Here is a 16,050-nt window from a genome sequence, read left to right as displayed (position 1 = left end):
GGCGGCCGTCGGCGCCTGCGTCGCAGCCGTCGCGCCGGTGGTGGTCGGCGCCGCCTCGGCGCGCGGGCCGACGGCGGCGGACAGCACCTGGGCGTTGGGCAGCCGGAACTCCCCGTTCGACGCCTCGATCCGCACGTACGTCAGGCCGATCTCCAGGACCGTGCCGTCGAACTCGCCGCCGAGCGGGCCGGACCACAGGCGCACGTCGTCGCCGACCACGAACGGCTTGGACAGCAGCAGGATGATCCCGGCGAACAGGTTCGCGAGCGTCTGCTGGGCCGCGATGCCGACGAGCACGCCGGTCAGGGCGCCGCCGAGCACGAGTTGCCCGACGGGCAGGCTGAGCAGTTGCAGGGTCAGCACGAGTGTGGCGAGCCCGCAGATGAGCACGATCAGCAACCGCACCATCGTCGCGTGCGCGTTGCCGACGCGCGGCAGCAGGATGTCGCGCGCCCGCCCGGAGAGTCCGAGCGTCGCGCCGAACCCGAACACGAAGAACGCCGCGGCGCACCCCGCCGCGATCAGCTCCAGGGGCAGGCTGCCGTGCGTGTCGTGGGACTGCTGACGGGCGAGGATCGATCCGATCATCGCGATCGCGGCCAGGAGCAGCGCGAAGATCGACCGCCACGGCCGCGCGCGCTTCCGTACCTTGGCCACCTGTTCCGCCAACTGGTCGACCATCTGCGTCTGGTTCACCCGCGAACTCCTCCGCGCGGTCGAGGCATCCGTCACTTCGGCCCCAACCGTATCGGCGGCGCTCCGAGCCTCTGCCGCGCGGTCCCGTGCTCGCGCGTGGTACGTGCGGGGCCATTGTCGTACGGATCCGTGCGGTTGTCTCCCGCCGTACGGGCCTTCGGCCGCCGAGTTGTCCACAACCCGGCCCTTCGGCCCGCGTACGGACCCGGCGCCTTCTAAAGTGGCCGCATGACCGCCCCGGCTCTCGATCTCCACGACAGTGACGCGTCGCAGGTGCTGCGACGCGTCTTCGGCTACGACGAGTTCCGCGAGGGGCAGCGCGAGATCATCGAGCACGTCGTGGCCGGGGGTGACGCCCTCGTGCTGATGCCGACGGGCGGCGGCAAGTCCCTGTGCTACCAGATCCCCGCCCTCGTGCGGCGCGGCACCGGCGTGGTCATCTCCCCGCTCATCGCGCTCATGCAGGACCAGGTCGACGCGCTGCGCGCCCTCGGCGTACGGGCCGACTTCCTCAACTCCTCCCTCGACTACGACCAGCAGCGCGTGGTGGAGGCGACGTTCCGCGCCGGAGAGCTCGACCTGCTCTACCTCGCGCCGGAGCGGCTGCGGCTGGAGTCGACGCAGAAGCTGCTCGACGGCGGCGACGTCGCGCTGTTCGCGATCGACGAGGCGCACTGCGTCTCCCAGTGGGGGCACGACTTCCGGCCCGACTACCTCGCGCTGTCCGCCCTGCACGAGCGCTGGCCCGACGTGCCGCGGATCGCGCTCACCGCCACCGCCACCCCGGCCACCCACGAGGAGATCGCCACCCGCCTGCGGCTCGAGGACGCCCGTCACTTCGTGGCGAGCTTCGACCGGCCCAACATCCAATACCGCATCGCCCCGAAGAACGAGCCGAAGCGCCAGCTCCTGGAGCTGCTGCGCACCGAGCACGCGGGCGACGCGGGCATCGTCTACTGCCTGTCGCGCAGCTCCGTGGAGAAGACCGCCGAGTTCCTGACGGCGAACGGCATCACGGCGCTCCCCTACCACGCGGGCCTCGACGCCGGCACGCGCGCGACCAACCAGGCACGGTTCCTGCGCGAGGACGGCGTCGTGATCGTGGCGACGATCGCGTTCGGCATGGGCATCGACAAGCCGGACGTGCGTTTCGTCGCCCACCTCGACCTGCCCAAGTCCGTCGAGGGCTACTACCAGGAGACCGGCCGCGCCGGTCGTGACGGGCTGGCGTCGACGGCCTGGCTGGCGTACGGCCTGCAGGACGTCGTCCAGCTCCGGAAGCTGATCGACACGTCCGAGGGGGACGACGCGCACCGCCGCCGGCAGAGCCGTCACCTGGACTCCATGCTCGCCCTGTGCGAGACGGTGGAGTGCCGGCGGGTGCAGCTGCTCGCCTACTTCGGCCAGGAGGGCAAGCCGTGCGGCAACTGCGACACGTGCCTGACGCCGCCCGAGTCCTGGGACGGCACGATCGCCGCCCAAAAGCTCCTGTCCACGGTGTACCGGCTCGACCGTGAGCGGCGGCAGCGGTTCGGGGCCGGCCACGTCATCGACATCCTCGTGGGCAAGAAGACGCCCAAGGTCATCCAGTTCGACCACGACGGCCTGACCGTGTTCGGCGTCGGCGCCGACCTGTCCGCGAACGAATGGCGCGGCGTCGTCCGGCAGCTGCTGGCCCGCGGCCTGCTCGCCGTCGAGCCGAACCACGGCACGCTGGCGCTCACCGAGGCGAGCGCCTCGGTACTTCGCCGCGAACGCGAGGTCCCGATGCGCCGCGAGCCCGAACGCGTCTCGAAGACGAAACTCGCCAAGGCCGCGAAGGCCACCACCGCCCCCGCCGAGCTGTCGGAGGAGGCGGCGGCCCTCTTCGAGAAACTCCGCACCTGGCGCGCTGCCAGCGCGAAAGAACAGGGCGTCCCGCCGTACGTCGTGTTCCACGACAAAACCCTCCGCGAGATCGCCACCGTCCGCCCGTCCTCACTGGAGGAGCTGAACACCGTCAACGGCGTCGGCGAGAGCAAGCTGGCAAAGTACGGCCAGCAGATCCTCGACACACTCGCCGAGCCATGATCCCCGGACGGGCTCCCGGCCACATGACCACCCACCCGATCCCCCGGCCGGAGGACGCACTACGGCCGCCCGACCCGGCACCCGGAGTCCAGGATCGGCAGTGGCCGACCGGCGGGTGGCGGACCGGCGGGTGGCGGACCGGCGGGTGGCGGACCGGCGGGTGGCGGACCGGCGGGTGGCGGACCGGCGGGTGAGGGACCGGCGCGTGACCGACCCACACGTGACCGACCCACACGTGACCGACCCACACGTGACCGACCGGCGGGTGGCCGACCGGGCCTCATCCGGGCGCTCCACGACACCGTCGTGAACGGCCAGTCCACGTTCGCGGGCATGAGGACCGGCGTTTCCTGATCCAAGGCCCCCGCTGTCCAGAGATACCCGACGCGATCGTCGTCGGCGCGGGACGGCCCCTCAACGGCGGTCAACCGGGCCGGTGGGGGCGGTCTTCACCCTCTCCCGGCTGCCCGGGCTCCACTGCGGTGACTTGCCGGTTCGCCGTTCTCCGTCCCCTCATCGACATGATCGCCGAGCGCCCCGGGCCGGTTTTGGGCACGACTCCAGACTTTGGGGGTTGTCGGCCTCTACAAGCCGTGATATCACGATAAACAAACCTTACAAAACCGGTTTATCCGCGCCTCTGGATGCCAGCGCACAGATCCAACATTTCCACTGGTCAGCTTCAGGTAAACCGGTTCGTGAGAACCCTAAACTCACAGGAGGATCGGAATGCGTCTCCCCCACCGAACGGTGTACGCGGCCGTCGTACTGCTCGCCGCCTTAGGGCCGGTCGCGGCCGGCGCCACCGGGACCGTGGCCACCGCCGGCGCGCGGCCCGTCGCCGACGCCATCGCTCCCGCCCACGGACGACCCATCGCTCCCGCCCACGGACGGTCCGCCGCCTCCGCCGCCCTGCGGCCGGGTGTCGTGCGTCCGGCCGCCACGGCCGCGAACGTCGTCGCCTACCTGAACACCATCTCCGGGGCGCACACGGTCTCCGGGCAGCACAACCGTGAGCCCAACGCGTCGCCCGCCCTGTGGACCGGCAAGGTTCACGACATCACCGGCGTCTACCCCGGGCTGTGGGGCGGCGACTTCCTGTACTCCCAAGATGACATCGCCCTCCGCTCCACCATGGTCGCCGAGGCTCGCAACGAACGGAACGCCGGCTCACTCGTCGCCTTGATGTGGCACATGTGTCCGCCCACCATGTCCGAGCCCTGCGGCTGGGAGAGCGGCGTCGAAAGCCACCTGACCGACAACCAGTGGAGCGAGCTCGTCACCAACGGCACCGCCCTGAACAACGCCTGGAAAGCCCGGCTCGACGCCATCGTCCCGTACCTGCAAGGCCTCAAGGACGCCGGCGTTCCCGTGCTGTGGCGCGTCCTGCACGAGATGAACGACGGCTGGGCATGGTGGGGCGGGCGCCCGGGTCCGGGCGGCAGCGCGAAGCTGTACCAGATCACCCACGACTACCTCGTGGGCACCAAGGGCCTGACCAACCTGATCTGGGTCTGGAACGTCAAGGATCTGAACCCCGGCACCATCGCGAGCTACTACCCCGGCGCGTCGTACGTCGACGTGGCCACGCTGGACAGCTGGAACAACGCGTTCCCGCCGAGCCAGTACTACCAGACGATGCAGTCGGTGGCGCCGGGCAAGCCGATCGCCCTCGCCGAGGTGGGCCGGCTTCCGACCCCGGCGCAGCTCGCCGCGCAGCCGAAGTGGACCTACTTCATGGTCTGGGCGGAGTACCTGACGAACGACAACAGCGACGACGCCATCAAGGCCACCTACTACGACTACCAGGTCCTGCACCGAGGCGACATCCACCTGTGAGGCGCCGCCGCGGCGGGATCCCGGGCCGGTACGAAGGTCAGGGGTTCAGGCCGAGCTCGCCCGCGCGAAGGCCGGCCTGGAAGCGGGAGTCCGAATCCAGGGCGCGCAAGAGCTCGGCCACCCGGCGGCGGTAGGTGCGCAGCGAGATGCCCATGCTCCGGGCGGCGACCTCGTCGGTCAGGCCCGCGCCGAGGGTTCGCAGGATCGCCCGGCCGTCCGGGCCGATCAGCGGCAGCTCCAGCCGGTCGGCCAGCGGCACGGCCGCCTCCCAGGTGGCGTCGAACAGCCCGTACACCGGGTCGATCAGCGCCGGTGACGTCGTCACGGTGAACTCCCGGTCGCCCGACGACCACGGACCGGCGAGGATCATCACCCGCCGGTCGATGATGATGGTCTCGTGCGGGAGGTCGGCCTCGCAGATGCGCACCTGGGCGCCCACGGCCACCAGCTGGAGCAGGTGTCCGCGCTGCTCGGCGATTGCCAGCGCGGCCGAGGTGTACAGCTTGCGCACGGTGAGGGCGTTCTTCCGTATGGTCGGCCGCATCCGGGCGGTCATGGCGGCCCGCGCGGACGGGTGCGACCAGGTGTCCATGTCCGTCGCGGCGCACAGGAACTCCTTGTTCACCCCGGTGAACAGGTGTCCGGCGCGCGTGGCGAGCTCGTCCTCGCCGCGGACGGTGATGACCTGGTCGTTCGGCATGGTCCCAGTCTGCTGGCGGCCGGGCGCGCGGGGCAATGGCAGTTTGCTGTCAGCGAATGGCCTGCCTCCGGATTCCGCAGCAGGCTGAGGCACATGACGACGAACATCACGGCCGCCGCGAGCGGCGAGTTCACCCTGGGCGGCGACCGGCCGGTACGCCGGATGGGCTTCGGCGCCATGCGCCTTCCCGTCGGCGTGTTCGGCGGCACGCCGCGCGACCCGGAGACCGGCATCGCGGTGCTGCGCCGCGCGGTCGAGCTGGGCGTGAACCACATCGACACGGCCGGTTTCTACGCATGGGGCGGCGTCGAGGCCAACGACCTGATCCGCCGGGCGCTGTCCCCGTACGCCGACGACCTCGTGATCGCCACCAAGGTCGGGCCGCTGCGCGGTCCCGACGGCCTGCCGTCCGGCCAGGCCGGGCCGGAGCGGCTCCGCGAGCTGGTCGAGGAGGACCTGCGTGCGCTGGGTCTAACCCGGTTCGACCTGGTCTATCTGCGGATCGGCGGCATGGCGCGGGACCCGGAGGAGTCGCTCGGCGAGCGGTTCGAAGCACTCGCCGGGCTGCGCGAGGAGGGCCTGATCCGGCATCTGGGCATCAGCAACGTGGGCGCGGGGCAGTTGGCGGAGGCGCGGTCGATCGCCCCGGTCACGGCGGTGCAGAACCACTTCCACGTGCACCACGCCGACGACCTCGAACTGCTCCGCCAGTGTGAGGTGCTGGGCGTCGCGTACGTGCCGTACTTCCCGCTGGGCGGCGGCGACCGGCCCCTGGAGGCCGAGCGCCTGGCGAAGGTCGCCGCGCGGCACGACGCCACCGCGGCCCAGGTCGCGCTGGCCTGGCTGCTGGCGCTGTCCCCGGTGATGCTCGCGATCCCCGGGACCGGTTCTCCCGGGCATCTGGAGGAGAACGTCGCCGCCTCCGGCCTCACCCTGACCGAGGAGGACCTGGCCGAACTCGCGGGACAGAACGGCTGAGCGGCGCGGTCACAGCGTCGGTCCCGGCACGATCGCGCGATCGTGCCGGGCAGGACCTGCTCCCTCGGCACGCCCCGGAGCACCAGGGCCCGCCGGTCGGGTCGACCCAACGCCACCGGCCCACTCGTGCGCGAGGCTCCCGGGCACGCCGGTCGAATTCCATCGGCGCGGCCCGGGTGGCCGCATGATCTCCTAGGCCGCGGCCTCGTTCGGCTCGGCGGTCTCGCGGGACAGGACGTCGCGCAGGGTCGCGGCGGTGCGCTCCGGCGCCAGGTCGGTGACGTACGCGCCCGCGGCGAGTTCGCTGCCGGCCAGGAACTTGCGCTTCGTCGCCGTCCGGTACGGCGGCGACAGCTCCAGGTGCAGATGCGTGAGGTCGCCGTGGCCGCCGGCCGCGGGCTCCTGGTGCACCGCCATGACGTACGGCATGGCGAAGCCGAACAGGCCGTCGTAGGCGACCAGTACCCGCTTGAGCACGTGCGCCAGGTCGTCGCGTTCCGGCGCGGTGAGGGAGGGCAGGGCCGGTGCGTGGCGGCGTGCGCTGATGTACACCTGGTACGGGAACCGCGCCCAGAACGGCACGTACGCCGCGAACGCCTCACCGCAGACGACGAGCCGGTCGCTCGCCTCCTCGCGGACCACCAGGTCGCACCACACGCACGACCCGTGTTCCGCCCGGTACCGCCGGGCGGCGGCGATCTCCTGCGCCGGGATCGGCGGGATGTCCGGGTAGCCGTAGATCTGGCCGTGCGGATGGTCGAGGGTGACGCCGATCTCCTCGCCCTTGTTCTCGAACGGGAAGACATAGCCGATCTCGGGGCGCCGGCCGAGCACGGTCGTCCGGTCGGCCCACACGTCCACGAGGGCGCGCAGCCGGGCGACCGGCAGCCCGGCCAGCGTGGCGTCGTGGTCGCCGGTGAACACCACGACCTCCGCCCGGCCCACGGCGGGCGCGACCGGCGTCAGCGCGTCACCGGCCACCGACGGCTCCGGCGGGTCGGCGGTGAACGACGGGAACCGGTTGTCGAAGGTGACCAGTTCGTACGAGGCGGCCGGGATCTCGGTCGGTGGCCCGCCGGGCGTGGTCGGGCACAGCGGGCACTGGTCGGCGGGCGGGAGGAACGTGCGGTTCTGCCGATGTGTGGCGAACGTGACCCACTCGCCACGGGTCGGGTCGTATCTCCGCTCCGTCATCAGGCCTCCTCCTTCGTCGCGTAATAGGTGATGGCGCGGCCGTCCGCGAGGTGGTCGTGCTCGGCCCGCAGCCCGTGGACGGGCTCGACGAGATGGCGCAGCAGGTCAGCGAGCACCGCCGTGGCCATCGGGTCGCCCTCCCGCGCGGCCGCGACCAGCGGGAACTGGCAGACGAGCAGCCGGCCCGGCCCGACGCGCGTCTCCCCGGCGACCGTGCCGGCGATCTCGTCCGGGAACGGTTTCCACATCCCGGCGATCAGGCGTTCGGGGAAGGGACCGTCGCCGAGCCGGGTCCACACCGCGTCCGGCACGATCGTCATCGGCTCGGTGGCCAGGACGGTGGCCGGCGGCAGTGCCGGCACGGCCAGTTCGCCGGTCGTGAAGAGGAACGGGGTCGACCCCCAGGCGGTGGCCACCTCGGTCAGCTCGGCGGGGATGGGCAGATGCCGCGCCCGGTCCGCGTCCTGGGCCAGCACGAGGACCGGCCGCCCGGCGGACAGCGACTCCGCGACCAGCGCGGCGGTGTCGGCGTCCAGCGCGCCCTCCGCGACGACGAGCGGTGCCGCCTCGTCCGTGACGATCTCCGCGCCGGTCAGGGCGCCGTCGTCACCGGCGAGCCGGACCGCCACCCGCGCGGGTTCGGCCGACACCACGTGCAGCGGATACCGGTTGACCACGGCGACGCCGTCCCCGGTCAGCCGTACCGTCAGCTCGTGCGTCCCGGTCACCTCCGGCGCCGGCACGCGGATCGTCGCCACCTCCGACGCGGTGTGGGCGGGCAGGTCCACCGGCCCGTACCGGACCGTACGGCCGCGCAGTCCGGCCTCGAGCGTCACCCCGGTCAGCGCCGGCCCGTCGTTGGCCACGGACACCGGCAGCTCCACCGCCTCACCCGCGGCCACCGTCCAGGAGGCCCGCGCGACGATCGGGAGCACGTCCTCGCAGGCCAGGGCGAGCTCGGCGAGGGCGGCGGGCTTGGCCTCCCGCTCCAGGCTCCACAGGCCGTTGAACTCGTGCGGCACGTCGGTCAGCTCGGTGACGCACCAGCCCGCGACGCCGTCCTGGCGGCGGAACAACTCGATCTGCAGCCGGTCGGCGAGCCCCTGGTACCGCTGGGTGCCCTCGACGAACGCCGCGACCGTACGCGGCCAGGGCGTCCGCTCGATCGCCGCCCCGAGCGCGTCGCCGTACCACCAGAACGGAGCGTTCTCGCGCGGCTCCAGCGACGGCAGCCCCCAGTCGCCGAACTCGCTCACCAGGAACGGGCGCGGCGAGGCCGCCCACGGTGAGGTCCTGGCCGCCAGCTCGGTCAGGTACGCCGTCGACAGCCGCCCGTACCAGTGCGCGGTCAGGATCGGGCTGGCGAACACCCGGTCGGGGTCGGGGTCGACCCAGTCGTTCTCGATCACCGGCCGCGTGGGGTCGGCCTCCGCGACCGCCGCGTACATGCGCCGCGCGAACCCCTCGTACCCCTCGCTCGCCCGCGTGGGCCCGTGTTCGAGGCCGAGCTCGTTCATCGCCGACCAGAGCACGACGCTCGGGTGGTTCCGGTCGCGGCGGACCTGCTCGGTGGCCGCCGCGGCGCAGCGGTCGGCGACCACGCCCTCCGCGCCGAGCTCGGCGTGGGCGATCGGCTCGGCGACCGGGATGTCGCAGTGCACCAGCATGCCCAGTTCGTCGCACACGTCGAGGTAGACCGGGTCGAACGCCTTGATGTGCAGCCGCAGCGTGTTCAGCCCCAGCCGCCTGGCCGCGGCGACCTCGGCCACGATCGCGTCGCGGCCGGGCTCGGCGTACAGGGTGCCGGCGTAGAAGCCCTGGACCAGCGCGCTGCGCATCCGGTACGGCTCGCCGTTCAGCAGGAGCCGGTCGCCCGCCACCGCGATCGTCCGCAGTCCGAACCGCGTCGTGCGCGTGTCGCTGACCTCCTCGCCGGCGGCGACCGTGACCTCCGCCTCGTGCAACACCGGCGACTCGGGCGACCAGCGCGCCGCGCCCGACGCGCCGAAGGCGAGAACCGCGCGGCCGTGCCCGCCCGGCGACAGCGGGACCTCGGCCTCCCGCACGTCGCCGGGCACGCCGGCGCGTACGCGTGCGGTCACGGTGTCCGGCGAACGGTTGGACAGCTCGACGGTGACGGTCAGATCCGCCGGGTCGCCGTTCACGAACACGTCGTCGATGGCGACCGGCCCGTGCCGGCGCAGGGTGACCGGCTGCCAGATGCCGCCGTAGGTCAGGTAGAGGCTGGGTGGGCTCGGGAAGGCGTGGTTGGCCCAGCCCTGCTTGCCGTGCGCGGTACGCGTGTGCTCCGGGTCGTCCAGGGCGTGGTCGGTGACGCGGACGGCGAGAACGTTCTCCCCGGCGACCAGTGCGCCGCCGGGGTCGATCTCGAACGGCGTGAACGCGCCGAGGTGGCCGCCCAGGGCGACGCCGTTGAGGTACACCTCGGCGACGTCCATGACCGCGCCGAACCGCAGGGTCCACCGCCCGTTCGGGTCCGGGCAGTCGAACGCGCGCCGGTACCACACCACCCCGTCGAGGGCCGGATCGACCTCCGCCTCCCAGAGCCCGGGCACGGTGACGGGCTTGGACGGAGCGTCGGCCAGCCCGGCGATCCCCGGGTCGCCGACGATGAGGTCCCAGGTGCCGTCCAGGGTGAGATGCATCGTTTTCCTTCGGAAGGTGGGCTCAGACGGTGAGCCGGATGACGTTCCAGGACACCGGCGGCAGCTCGACGAGCAGCGGCTCCCCGGCCCGCACCGGGACCTCGCCGCGCCGGGGCGTCACCCGGGCGGGCTCGGCCTCGGTGTTGGCCGCGCCCGTGTCCGGGTCGGCGAGAACGATCCGCTCGGCGCCGCACACGCCGGGCAGGGCGCGCAGGTCGAGGGTGAGGCCGACGGACTCCTCCACGTCGCGGTTGACGGCGAAGACCGTGACGCCGTCGTCGTCGCGGGTCGCCACCGCGTCCACCAGCGGCACGTCGCCGTACTTGGCGGTCTCGACCCGCGGCGCGTCCAGCACGACGCGCAGCGCGTCGCCCTTCGCGTACGCCGCGGCGTGCGCGAACGGGTGGAAGATGGTCTGCCGCCAGGCGGGACCGCCCGGCTCGGTGCGGATCGGCGCGAGGAGGTTCGCGAGCTGCGCCTGGCAGGCGACGCCGACCCGGTCGGCGTGCCTGAGCAGCGAGATCAGCAGGTTCCCGACCACGACGGCGTCGGCGACGTCGAACCGGTCCTCGCTCATGCGCGGCGCCTGCTCCCAGGTGCCGCCCTCGAAGGAGTCGGTGTACCAGACGTTCCACTCGTCGAAGGAGAGCTGGATCCGCTTGGATCTGTGCAGCTTGGCCCGTACGTGGTCGGCGGTGGCGATGACGCCCTCGATGAAGGCGTCCATGTCCACCGCCGAGGCGAGGAAGCTGGGCAGGTCGCCGTCCTGGCCGTAGTAGGCGTGCAGGGAGACGTAGTCGGCCTCGTCGTAGCAGTGCTCCAGGACGGTCGCCTCCCAGCTCCCGAAGGTCGGCATGTGCCCGTTCGAGCTGCCGCAGGCGACCAGTTCGACCGACGGGTCGACGAGCTTCATCGCCTTGCCGGTCTCCTGGGCGAGCCGGCCGTACTCCGTCGCGGTCTTGTGCCCGATCTGCCACGGCCCGTCCATCTCGTTGCCGAGACACCACAGGCCGATGCCGTACGGCTCGGCCCGGCCGTTCTTCGCCCGGCGGTCCGACAGGGCGGTGCCGCCGGGATGGTTGCAGTACTCCAGCAGGTCGACGGCCTCCTGGACGCCACGGGTGCCGAGGTTGACCGCCATCATCGGCTCGACGCCGGCGCGGCCGGCCCACGTCATGAACTCGTGCAGCCCGAACGCGTTGGTCTCCAGCGACTGCCACGCGAGGTCCAGGCGGGCCGGGCGCTCCTCGACCGGCCCGACGCCGTCCTCCCAGCGATAGCCGGAGACGAAGTTGCCGCCCGGGTAGCGGACGACGGTGACGCCCATCTCCCGGGTGAGCGCCAGGACGTCCTCACGCATGCCGTCGGCGTCGGCGGCCGGATGGCCGGGCTCGTAGATGCCGGTGTACACACAGCGCCCCATGTGCTCGACGAACGAGCCGAACAGGCGGGGCCGTACCGCCCCGACGCGGAACGCGGGGTCGAGGATCAGAGTCGCGGTCTTCATTTCAGTCCCGTCGTGGCGATGCCTTGGATGAACCTGCGCTGCACGAAGAGGAACGCGATCACGATCGGCACGGTGGTGAGCGTCGCTCCGGCCATCACCACGCCGTACTGCGACACGTGCTGCCCCATGAACAGGGCCAGCCCGGCGGGCAGGGTCTCCATCTTCGTGCTCGTGGTGAAGATCAGCGGCCACAGCAGGTCGTTCCAGTTGAACATGAAGTCGAACAGGGCGATCGTCAGCAGGGCCGGTTTGGACAGGGGAAGGATGATCCGGGCGTAGATCCGCCAGTCGCCGGCCCCGTCGATACGGGCCGCCTCATCGAGTGAGCGCGGGATGCCGAGGAAGAACTGGCGCAGGAAGAAGATCCCGAAGGCGTTCGTGGCACGAGGGATGATCAAGCCCGGGAAGGTGTTCATCAGGCCGAGCTTGGCCACGAGCTGGTAGATCGGGATCAGCGTCACCTGGTACGGGATCATCAGGAAGAGGATGACCGCGACGAACAGCACCCGCTTGCCGGGAAAGTCCAGCCGGGCCAGCGCGAACGCGGTCATCGAGTTGAACACCAGCGAGCACACGGTCACGCCGCCCGCGAAGATCACCGAGTTGAGGAACTGGCGCGCGAGCGGGATCTGCCGGGTCACCTCGCGGTAGTTGTCCGCGGTCAGGTGCTCGGGCAGCAGTTGCGCGGGGTGGCCGGTGATGTCCGCCTCCGGCTTGACCGAGGCGAAGACCATCCACGCGACCGGCAGCAGGATCACCGCGGCGGTCAGGACGAGACCGGCGTAGAGCGCCACACGACGGGCCATCAGTACTTCACCTGCCGGCGCGAGAAGTAGAAGTTCTGCACGAGACTGATCACAAAGACCAGGAGCACGAGCACCCACGCGACCGCCGAGGCGTAGCCGAACTCGAAGTCCTTGAAGCCCGTCCGGTAGACGAGGTACACGAGGGTCTCGGTCTTGAAGAACGGCCCGCCGTGCGTCATCACGAAGATCTGGTCGAACGCCTGGAGCGAGGCGATCGCCGCGATGACGAACACGAACAGCGTGGTGTTGGACAGCAGCGGCCAGGTGATGTGGCGGAACCGCGCCCACGCGCCGGCGCCGTCGATCGCCGCCGCCTCGTAGAAGTCATTCGGGATCGTGTTCAGCCCGGCGAGGTACATCACCATGTAGAAGCCGGCGTTCTTCCAGACCCCGACGAACATCACGTACGCCATGGCCCAGTGCGGGTCGTTGACACCGTTGCCGAGTGACAGGCCGGCGTGGGCGAGCCAGCGGGGCAGCACCCCGATGTTGGGGTCGAGCACGAAGTCCCACGCGATGCCCATGACGCCGAAGGACAGCACGGCCGGCAGAAAGATCGCCGCGCGGAAGAACGACCGGCCGCGCAGGCGGCGGTGCAGCATCAGCGCGAACACCAGCGCCAGCCCGACGGCGAGCGGGGTGACCACCGCCGCGTACACCAGTGTGTTGACCAGGTCGCCGCGGAACGTGGCGTCCGCGAGCAGCTTCCGGTAGTTGCTCAGCCCGACGAACGTGGGCGGGGCGAACTGGGAGGCGTCGTAGAAGGAGGTGCGCAGCGACCAGATCATCGGCCAGGCGAGGAAGACGCCGAGGATGATGACGGACGGCGCGATGAAACCGTACGCGCTGAGGCTGCGCCGGGCGCGCAGCGTGAGGCCGCCGCGCGCCCGGTCACCGGATCGCCGCATGAACCGGTCAGCTCCCCGACAGCAGCGTCCGGAGCTGCCCCGCGCTCTGTTTCAGCACGGTCGCCGGGTCGCCCTGGCCGTTCAGGATCTTCTCGAATGACGGGTCGATGACCTCGCTCTGCATCTGCGCGAACTTCGTCTGGCCCGGCAGGAAGGGCACGGCCTTCGGCGAGTACCTGGCGAACACCGCGACATTGGGGTTCTTCAGGTCCGACGCGCCGATGTCGGTACGGGTGGGCGGGAAGCCCGTCGTGTTGGCGAAGTAGATCTGGGACTCGCGGGAGTTCCAGTAGGCGAAGAACTCCTCGGCCGCCTTCTTCTTCGCGCCGGTCGCGCGGCTGCCGAGCGAGAACTGCACGCTGTCGCTGAGCGTCGTCTGCGCGGCCGGTCCGGCGGGCACCATCGCGAGGCCGTAATCGATCTTCGACTGATCCAGCGAGGAGGTCAGCCAGGGACCGTTGATCTCCATCGCCGCGGTGCCGGACTGCATGAGCTTGTCGGCGTCCGCGCCGGACGTGCCCACCGGCATGACGTGGTTCGTGCGGACCAGGTTCGTCCACGTGGTCATGGCCTGGATCGACTGGGGGCCGTCCAGGGTGACGGTCCTGCCGTCATCGGCGATGACGCCGCCGCCCTGGCCGGCGAGCAGGATCGGGATGCCCTCGACCGTCTCGTGCGTGCCCATCGTGATGCCGTACTGCGCCGGCTTGCCGCCCGGTCCCTTGCCCTTGGTGAGCTTCTTCAGGTCGGTGATCCACTCGTCCCAGTCGGCCGGCGGCCCGGAGATGCCGGCCTGCTTGAACAGCTTCTTGTTGTAGTAGAGGAGGAGCGGGGTGAAGTTGGCCGGCAGGCCGTACTGCTTGCCGGCGTACTGGCCCGCCTGGAGCGCGCCCGGCACGATCTTGGACTTGTCGAGGCCGGCGGAGAAGGCGTCGTCGAGCGGCTGGAAGACGCGCTTGGCGGCGTACTGCGCCACCTGGTTGGCGCTCATCGCGGTGACGTCGGGACCCTTGCCGGCGCCGTAGGCGGGCAGCAGCTTCTGGTAGAAGACGTCCCACGGCATGATCTGCATGTTCACGTGGGTCTTCGGATGCGACCTGTTGAACTCGTCGACCAGATGCTCGACGCCGGGCCGGTCGCCTCCGGTGAAACCGTTCCAGAACGACAACGTGACAGTGCCACCGTTCTTGTCGTCCGACGAGCCGGACCCACCGCACGCGGCGGCGGCGCCTAGCGTCGCCAGCGCGGCGAACACGGTGAGCTTCCTGCGTAGGTCCACGGCGTCTCCTCCCTCATCGGCACCGATGAGCCGGCCCGTTTCCTCGTCACCGGGCCGGAGTTATCGGGACCATACTCGCGAAGGTAAACGATGTACACCCCTCACCTCGAAGTAGTTCACCCTGCCCATCATGGAACTTCCATCGATGTAGTAATCGATATACTCTCGTCCGGCGACAAGAGGGGGTCACGGATGACCAGCACGTCCGCGCAGCGAGGACGCCGCTCGGCGAGCATGAAGGACGTGGCCGCTCGCGCCGGAGTGTCGGTCAAGACCGTCTCGAACGTCATCAACGGCGCGCACGTCGCCGCCGCGACCCGCGAACGCGTCCAGCGCGCCATCGCCGACCTCGGCTACCGGCCCAACATCAGCGCCCGCAACCTGCGCCGCGGCCGTACGGGCATCCTGGCCCTCGCCGTCTCCGAGGTCGACGTCCCCTACTTCGCCGAACTGGCCCGGCTCATCGTCGACACCGCCGAGGCGCACGACTACACGATCCTGATCGACCAGACCGGCGGCGACCCGAAACGCGAGCAGTACGTCATCGACGGCATGGGGGCCCGGCTGGTCGACGGCATCGTGTTCAGCCCGGTCGCCATGGACCACCTCGACATCGCCCGCCGCGTGGACACGACACCGCTGGTGCTGCTCGGCGAACGGGTCTCGGCCGGCACCGCCGACCACGTCGCGATCGACAATGTCGCCGCCGCCCGCACCGCCACCGCGCACCTGGCGGGCCAGGGCCGTCGCCGCATCGCCGCGATCGGCACGCAGCCGTCGTACGAGCAGGGCACGTCGGCCATGCGCGAGAGCGGCTACCGCGCGGCGCTGAAGGACGCCGGGCTGCCGGTGGAGGAGTCGCTGATCGTGTCCGCCCGGCAGTACCACCGCCGCGACGGCGCGGAGGCGGCGGCGTACCTGACCGAGTTGGAGAACCCGCCGGACGCGTTGTTCTGCTTCAACGACACGCTGGCCCTGGGCGCGATGCGGACGCTGTACGACCGCGGCTACCGCATCCCCGAGGACGTCGCGGTGGTGGGCTTCGACGACATCGATGACGGCCGGTACAACGTGCCGAGCCTGACCACCATCAGCCCGGACAAGGCCGGCATCGCCCGCTCGGCCATGCGCCTGCTGCTGGAGCGCATCGCCGCCGTCGACTCCCCGCCCCGCGAGGTGACGGTGAGCCACGAACTCCGCGTCCGCGAGAGCTCGGGCGCGGGCCCCCGGCGGGGCCGCTAGCCTCGGCGGCGTACGACGAGGACGGACGAGTCGACCTTCGGCGGAGGGCGGAAGGCGCGGCGCGGCAGCGCACGACCGGCACGGACGTCCCAGCGCCCCGGCCGCGAACGGCCCTCGGTGTAGCGCCGGACCACCGCCCGCTGGAGGACCAGGTCGGCGGCGATC

Annotated in this window: 13 protein-coding genes; 5 read left to right on the top strand and 8 right to left on the bottom strand. The window is 71.1% G+C overall.

Features of this window, described 5'->3' with window-relative positions; genetic code table 11:
- The coding region (locus ACFFNX_RS21860) for a mechanosensitive ion channel domain-containing protein (RefSeq protein WP_378205193.1) at positions 1 to 696 on the bottom strand (696 nt) is incomplete at its 3' end.
- 228 nt (positions 697 to 924) lie between these two features.
- On the opposite strand from ACFFNX_RS21860, the gene recQ reads away from it, so the two are divergent.
- The 3 genes from recQ to ACFFNX_RS21845 all read left to right on the top strand — a co-directional run bounded on the left by recQ (position 925) and on the right by ACFFNX_RS21845 (position 4,605).
- Positions 925 to 2,766, top strand: a complete 1,842-nt coding sequence (gene recQ, locus ACFFNX_RS21855) for a DNA helicase RecQ (RefSeq protein ID WP_378205190.1) — start codon at positions 925 to 927, stop codon at positions 2,764 to 2,766.
- Between the two features lie 100 nt (positions 2,767 to 2,866).
- Positions 2,867 to 3,076 carry a hypothetical protein gene (locus ACFFNX_RS21850; RefSeq protein WP_378205188.1) on the top strand — a complete coding sequence of 70 codons (210 nt, stop codon included), beginning with the start codon at positions 2,867 to 2,869 and terminating at the stop codon, positions 3,074 to 3,076.
- 419 nt (positions 3,077 to 3,495) lie between these two features.
- Positions 3,496 to 4,605 carry a glycosyl hydrolase gene (locus ACFFNX_RS21845; RefSeq protein WP_378205185.1) on the top strand — a complete coding sequence of 370 codons (1,110 nt, stop codon included), beginning with the start codon at positions 3,496 to 3,498 and terminating at the stop codon, positions 4,603 to 4,605.
- Positions 4,606 to 4,642: 37 nt separating this feature from the next.
- Here ACFFNX_RS21845 and ACFFNX_RS21840 read toward each other — a convergent pair whose 3' ends face one another.
- Positions 4,643 to 5,305, bottom strand: coding sequence for a DNA-binding response regulator (locus ACFFNX_RS21840; protein ID WP_378205182.1), 663 nt, complete (start codon positions 5,303 to 5,305; stop codon positions 4,643 to 4,645).
- Positions 5,306 to 5,398: 93 nt separating this feature from the next.
- On the opposite strand from ACFFNX_RS21840, the gene ACFFNX_RS21835 reads away from it, so the two are divergent.
- The gene (locus ACFFNX_RS21835; RefSeq protein ID WP_378205179.1) at positions 5,399 to 6,283 is read left to right on the top strand and encodes an oxidoreductase; all 885 of its coding nucleotides are present in this window, start codon (positions 5,399 to 5,401) and stop codon (positions 6,281 to 6,283) included.
- A 192-nt stretch (positions 6,284 to 6,475) separates the two neighbouring features.
- Here the strand turns inward: ACFFNX_RS21835 and galT are convergent, their stop codons facing one another.
- The 6 genes from galT to ACFFNX_RS21805 are packed head-to-tail and all read right to left on the bottom strand — an operon-like array spanning position 6,476 to position 14,643.
- Positions 6,476 to 7,477 carry a galactose-1-phosphate uridylyltransferase gene (gene galT, locus ACFFNX_RS21830; RefSeq protein ID WP_378205176.1) on the bottom strand — a complete coding sequence of 334 codons (1,002 nt, stop codon included), beginning with the start codon at positions 7,475 to 7,477 and terminating at the stop codon, positions 6,476 to 6,478.
- Positions 7,477 to 10,143 carry a glycoside hydrolase family 2 TIM barrel-domain containing protein gene (locus tag ACFFNX_RS21825; RefSeq protein WP_378205172.1) on the bottom strand — a complete coding sequence of 889 codons (2,667 nt, stop codon included), beginning with the start codon at positions 10,141 to 10,143 and terminating at the stop codon, positions 7,477 to 7,479. Before ACFFNX_RS21825 ends, galT begins: the two co-directional genes overlap by 1 nt.
- A 22-nt stretch (positions 10,144 to 10,165) precedes the next feature.
- The gene (arfA, locus tag ACFFNX_RS21820; RefSeq protein ID WP_378205169.1) at positions 10,166 to 11,650 is read right to left on the bottom strand and encodes an arabinosylfuranosidase ArfA; all 1,485 of its coding nucleotides are present in this window, start codon (positions 11,648 to 11,650) and stop codon (positions 10,166 to 10,168) included.
- On the bottom strand, positions 11,647 to 12,456 hold the full coding sequence (locus tag ACFFNX_RS21815) for a carbohydrate ABC transporter permease (RefSeq protein ID WP_378205166.1): 810 nt from the start codon (positions 12,454 to 12,456) through the stop codon (positions 11,647 to 11,649). The genes arfA and ACFFNX_RS21815 overlap by 4 nt, the downstream gene beginning before the upstream one ends.
- Positions 12,456 to 13,364: a carbohydrate ABC transporter permease gene (locus tag ACFFNX_RS21810; protein WP_378205163.1), complete on the bottom strand. Its 909-nt coding sequence runs from the start codon at positions 13,362 to 13,364 to the stop codon at positions 12,456 to 12,458. The genes ACFFNX_RS21815 and ACFFNX_RS21810 overlap by 1 nt, the downstream gene beginning before the upstream one ends.
- Before the next feature lie 7 nt (positions 13,365 to 13,371).
- On the bottom strand, positions 13,372 to 14,643 hold the full coding sequence (locus tag ACFFNX_RS21805; protein ID WP_378205160.1) for an ABC transporter substrate-binding protein: 1,272 nt from the start codon (positions 14,641 to 14,643) through the stop codon (positions 13,372 to 13,374).
- 192 nt (positions 14,644 to 14,835) lie between these two features.
- On the opposite strand from ACFFNX_RS21805, the gene ACFFNX_RS21800 reads away from it, so the two are divergent.
- The gene (locus tag ACFFNX_RS21800; RefSeq protein WP_378205157.1) at positions 14,836 to 15,885 is read left to right on the top strand and encodes a LacI family DNA-binding transcriptional regulator; all 1,050 of its coding nucleotides are present in this window, start codon (positions 14,836 to 14,838) and stop codon (positions 15,883 to 15,885) included.
- Positions 15,886 to 16,050: the final 165 nt, after the last annotated feature.

Source organism: Actinoallomurus acaciae (assembly GCF_042429965.1).
Lineage (GTDB): Bacteria > Actinomycetota > Actinomycetes > Streptosporangiales > Streptosporangiaceae > Actinoallomurus > Actinoallomurus acaciae.
The sequence above is the reverse complement of the archived record's forward strand: the minus strand, read 5'-3'. Positions and strand labels throughout refer to the sequence as shown.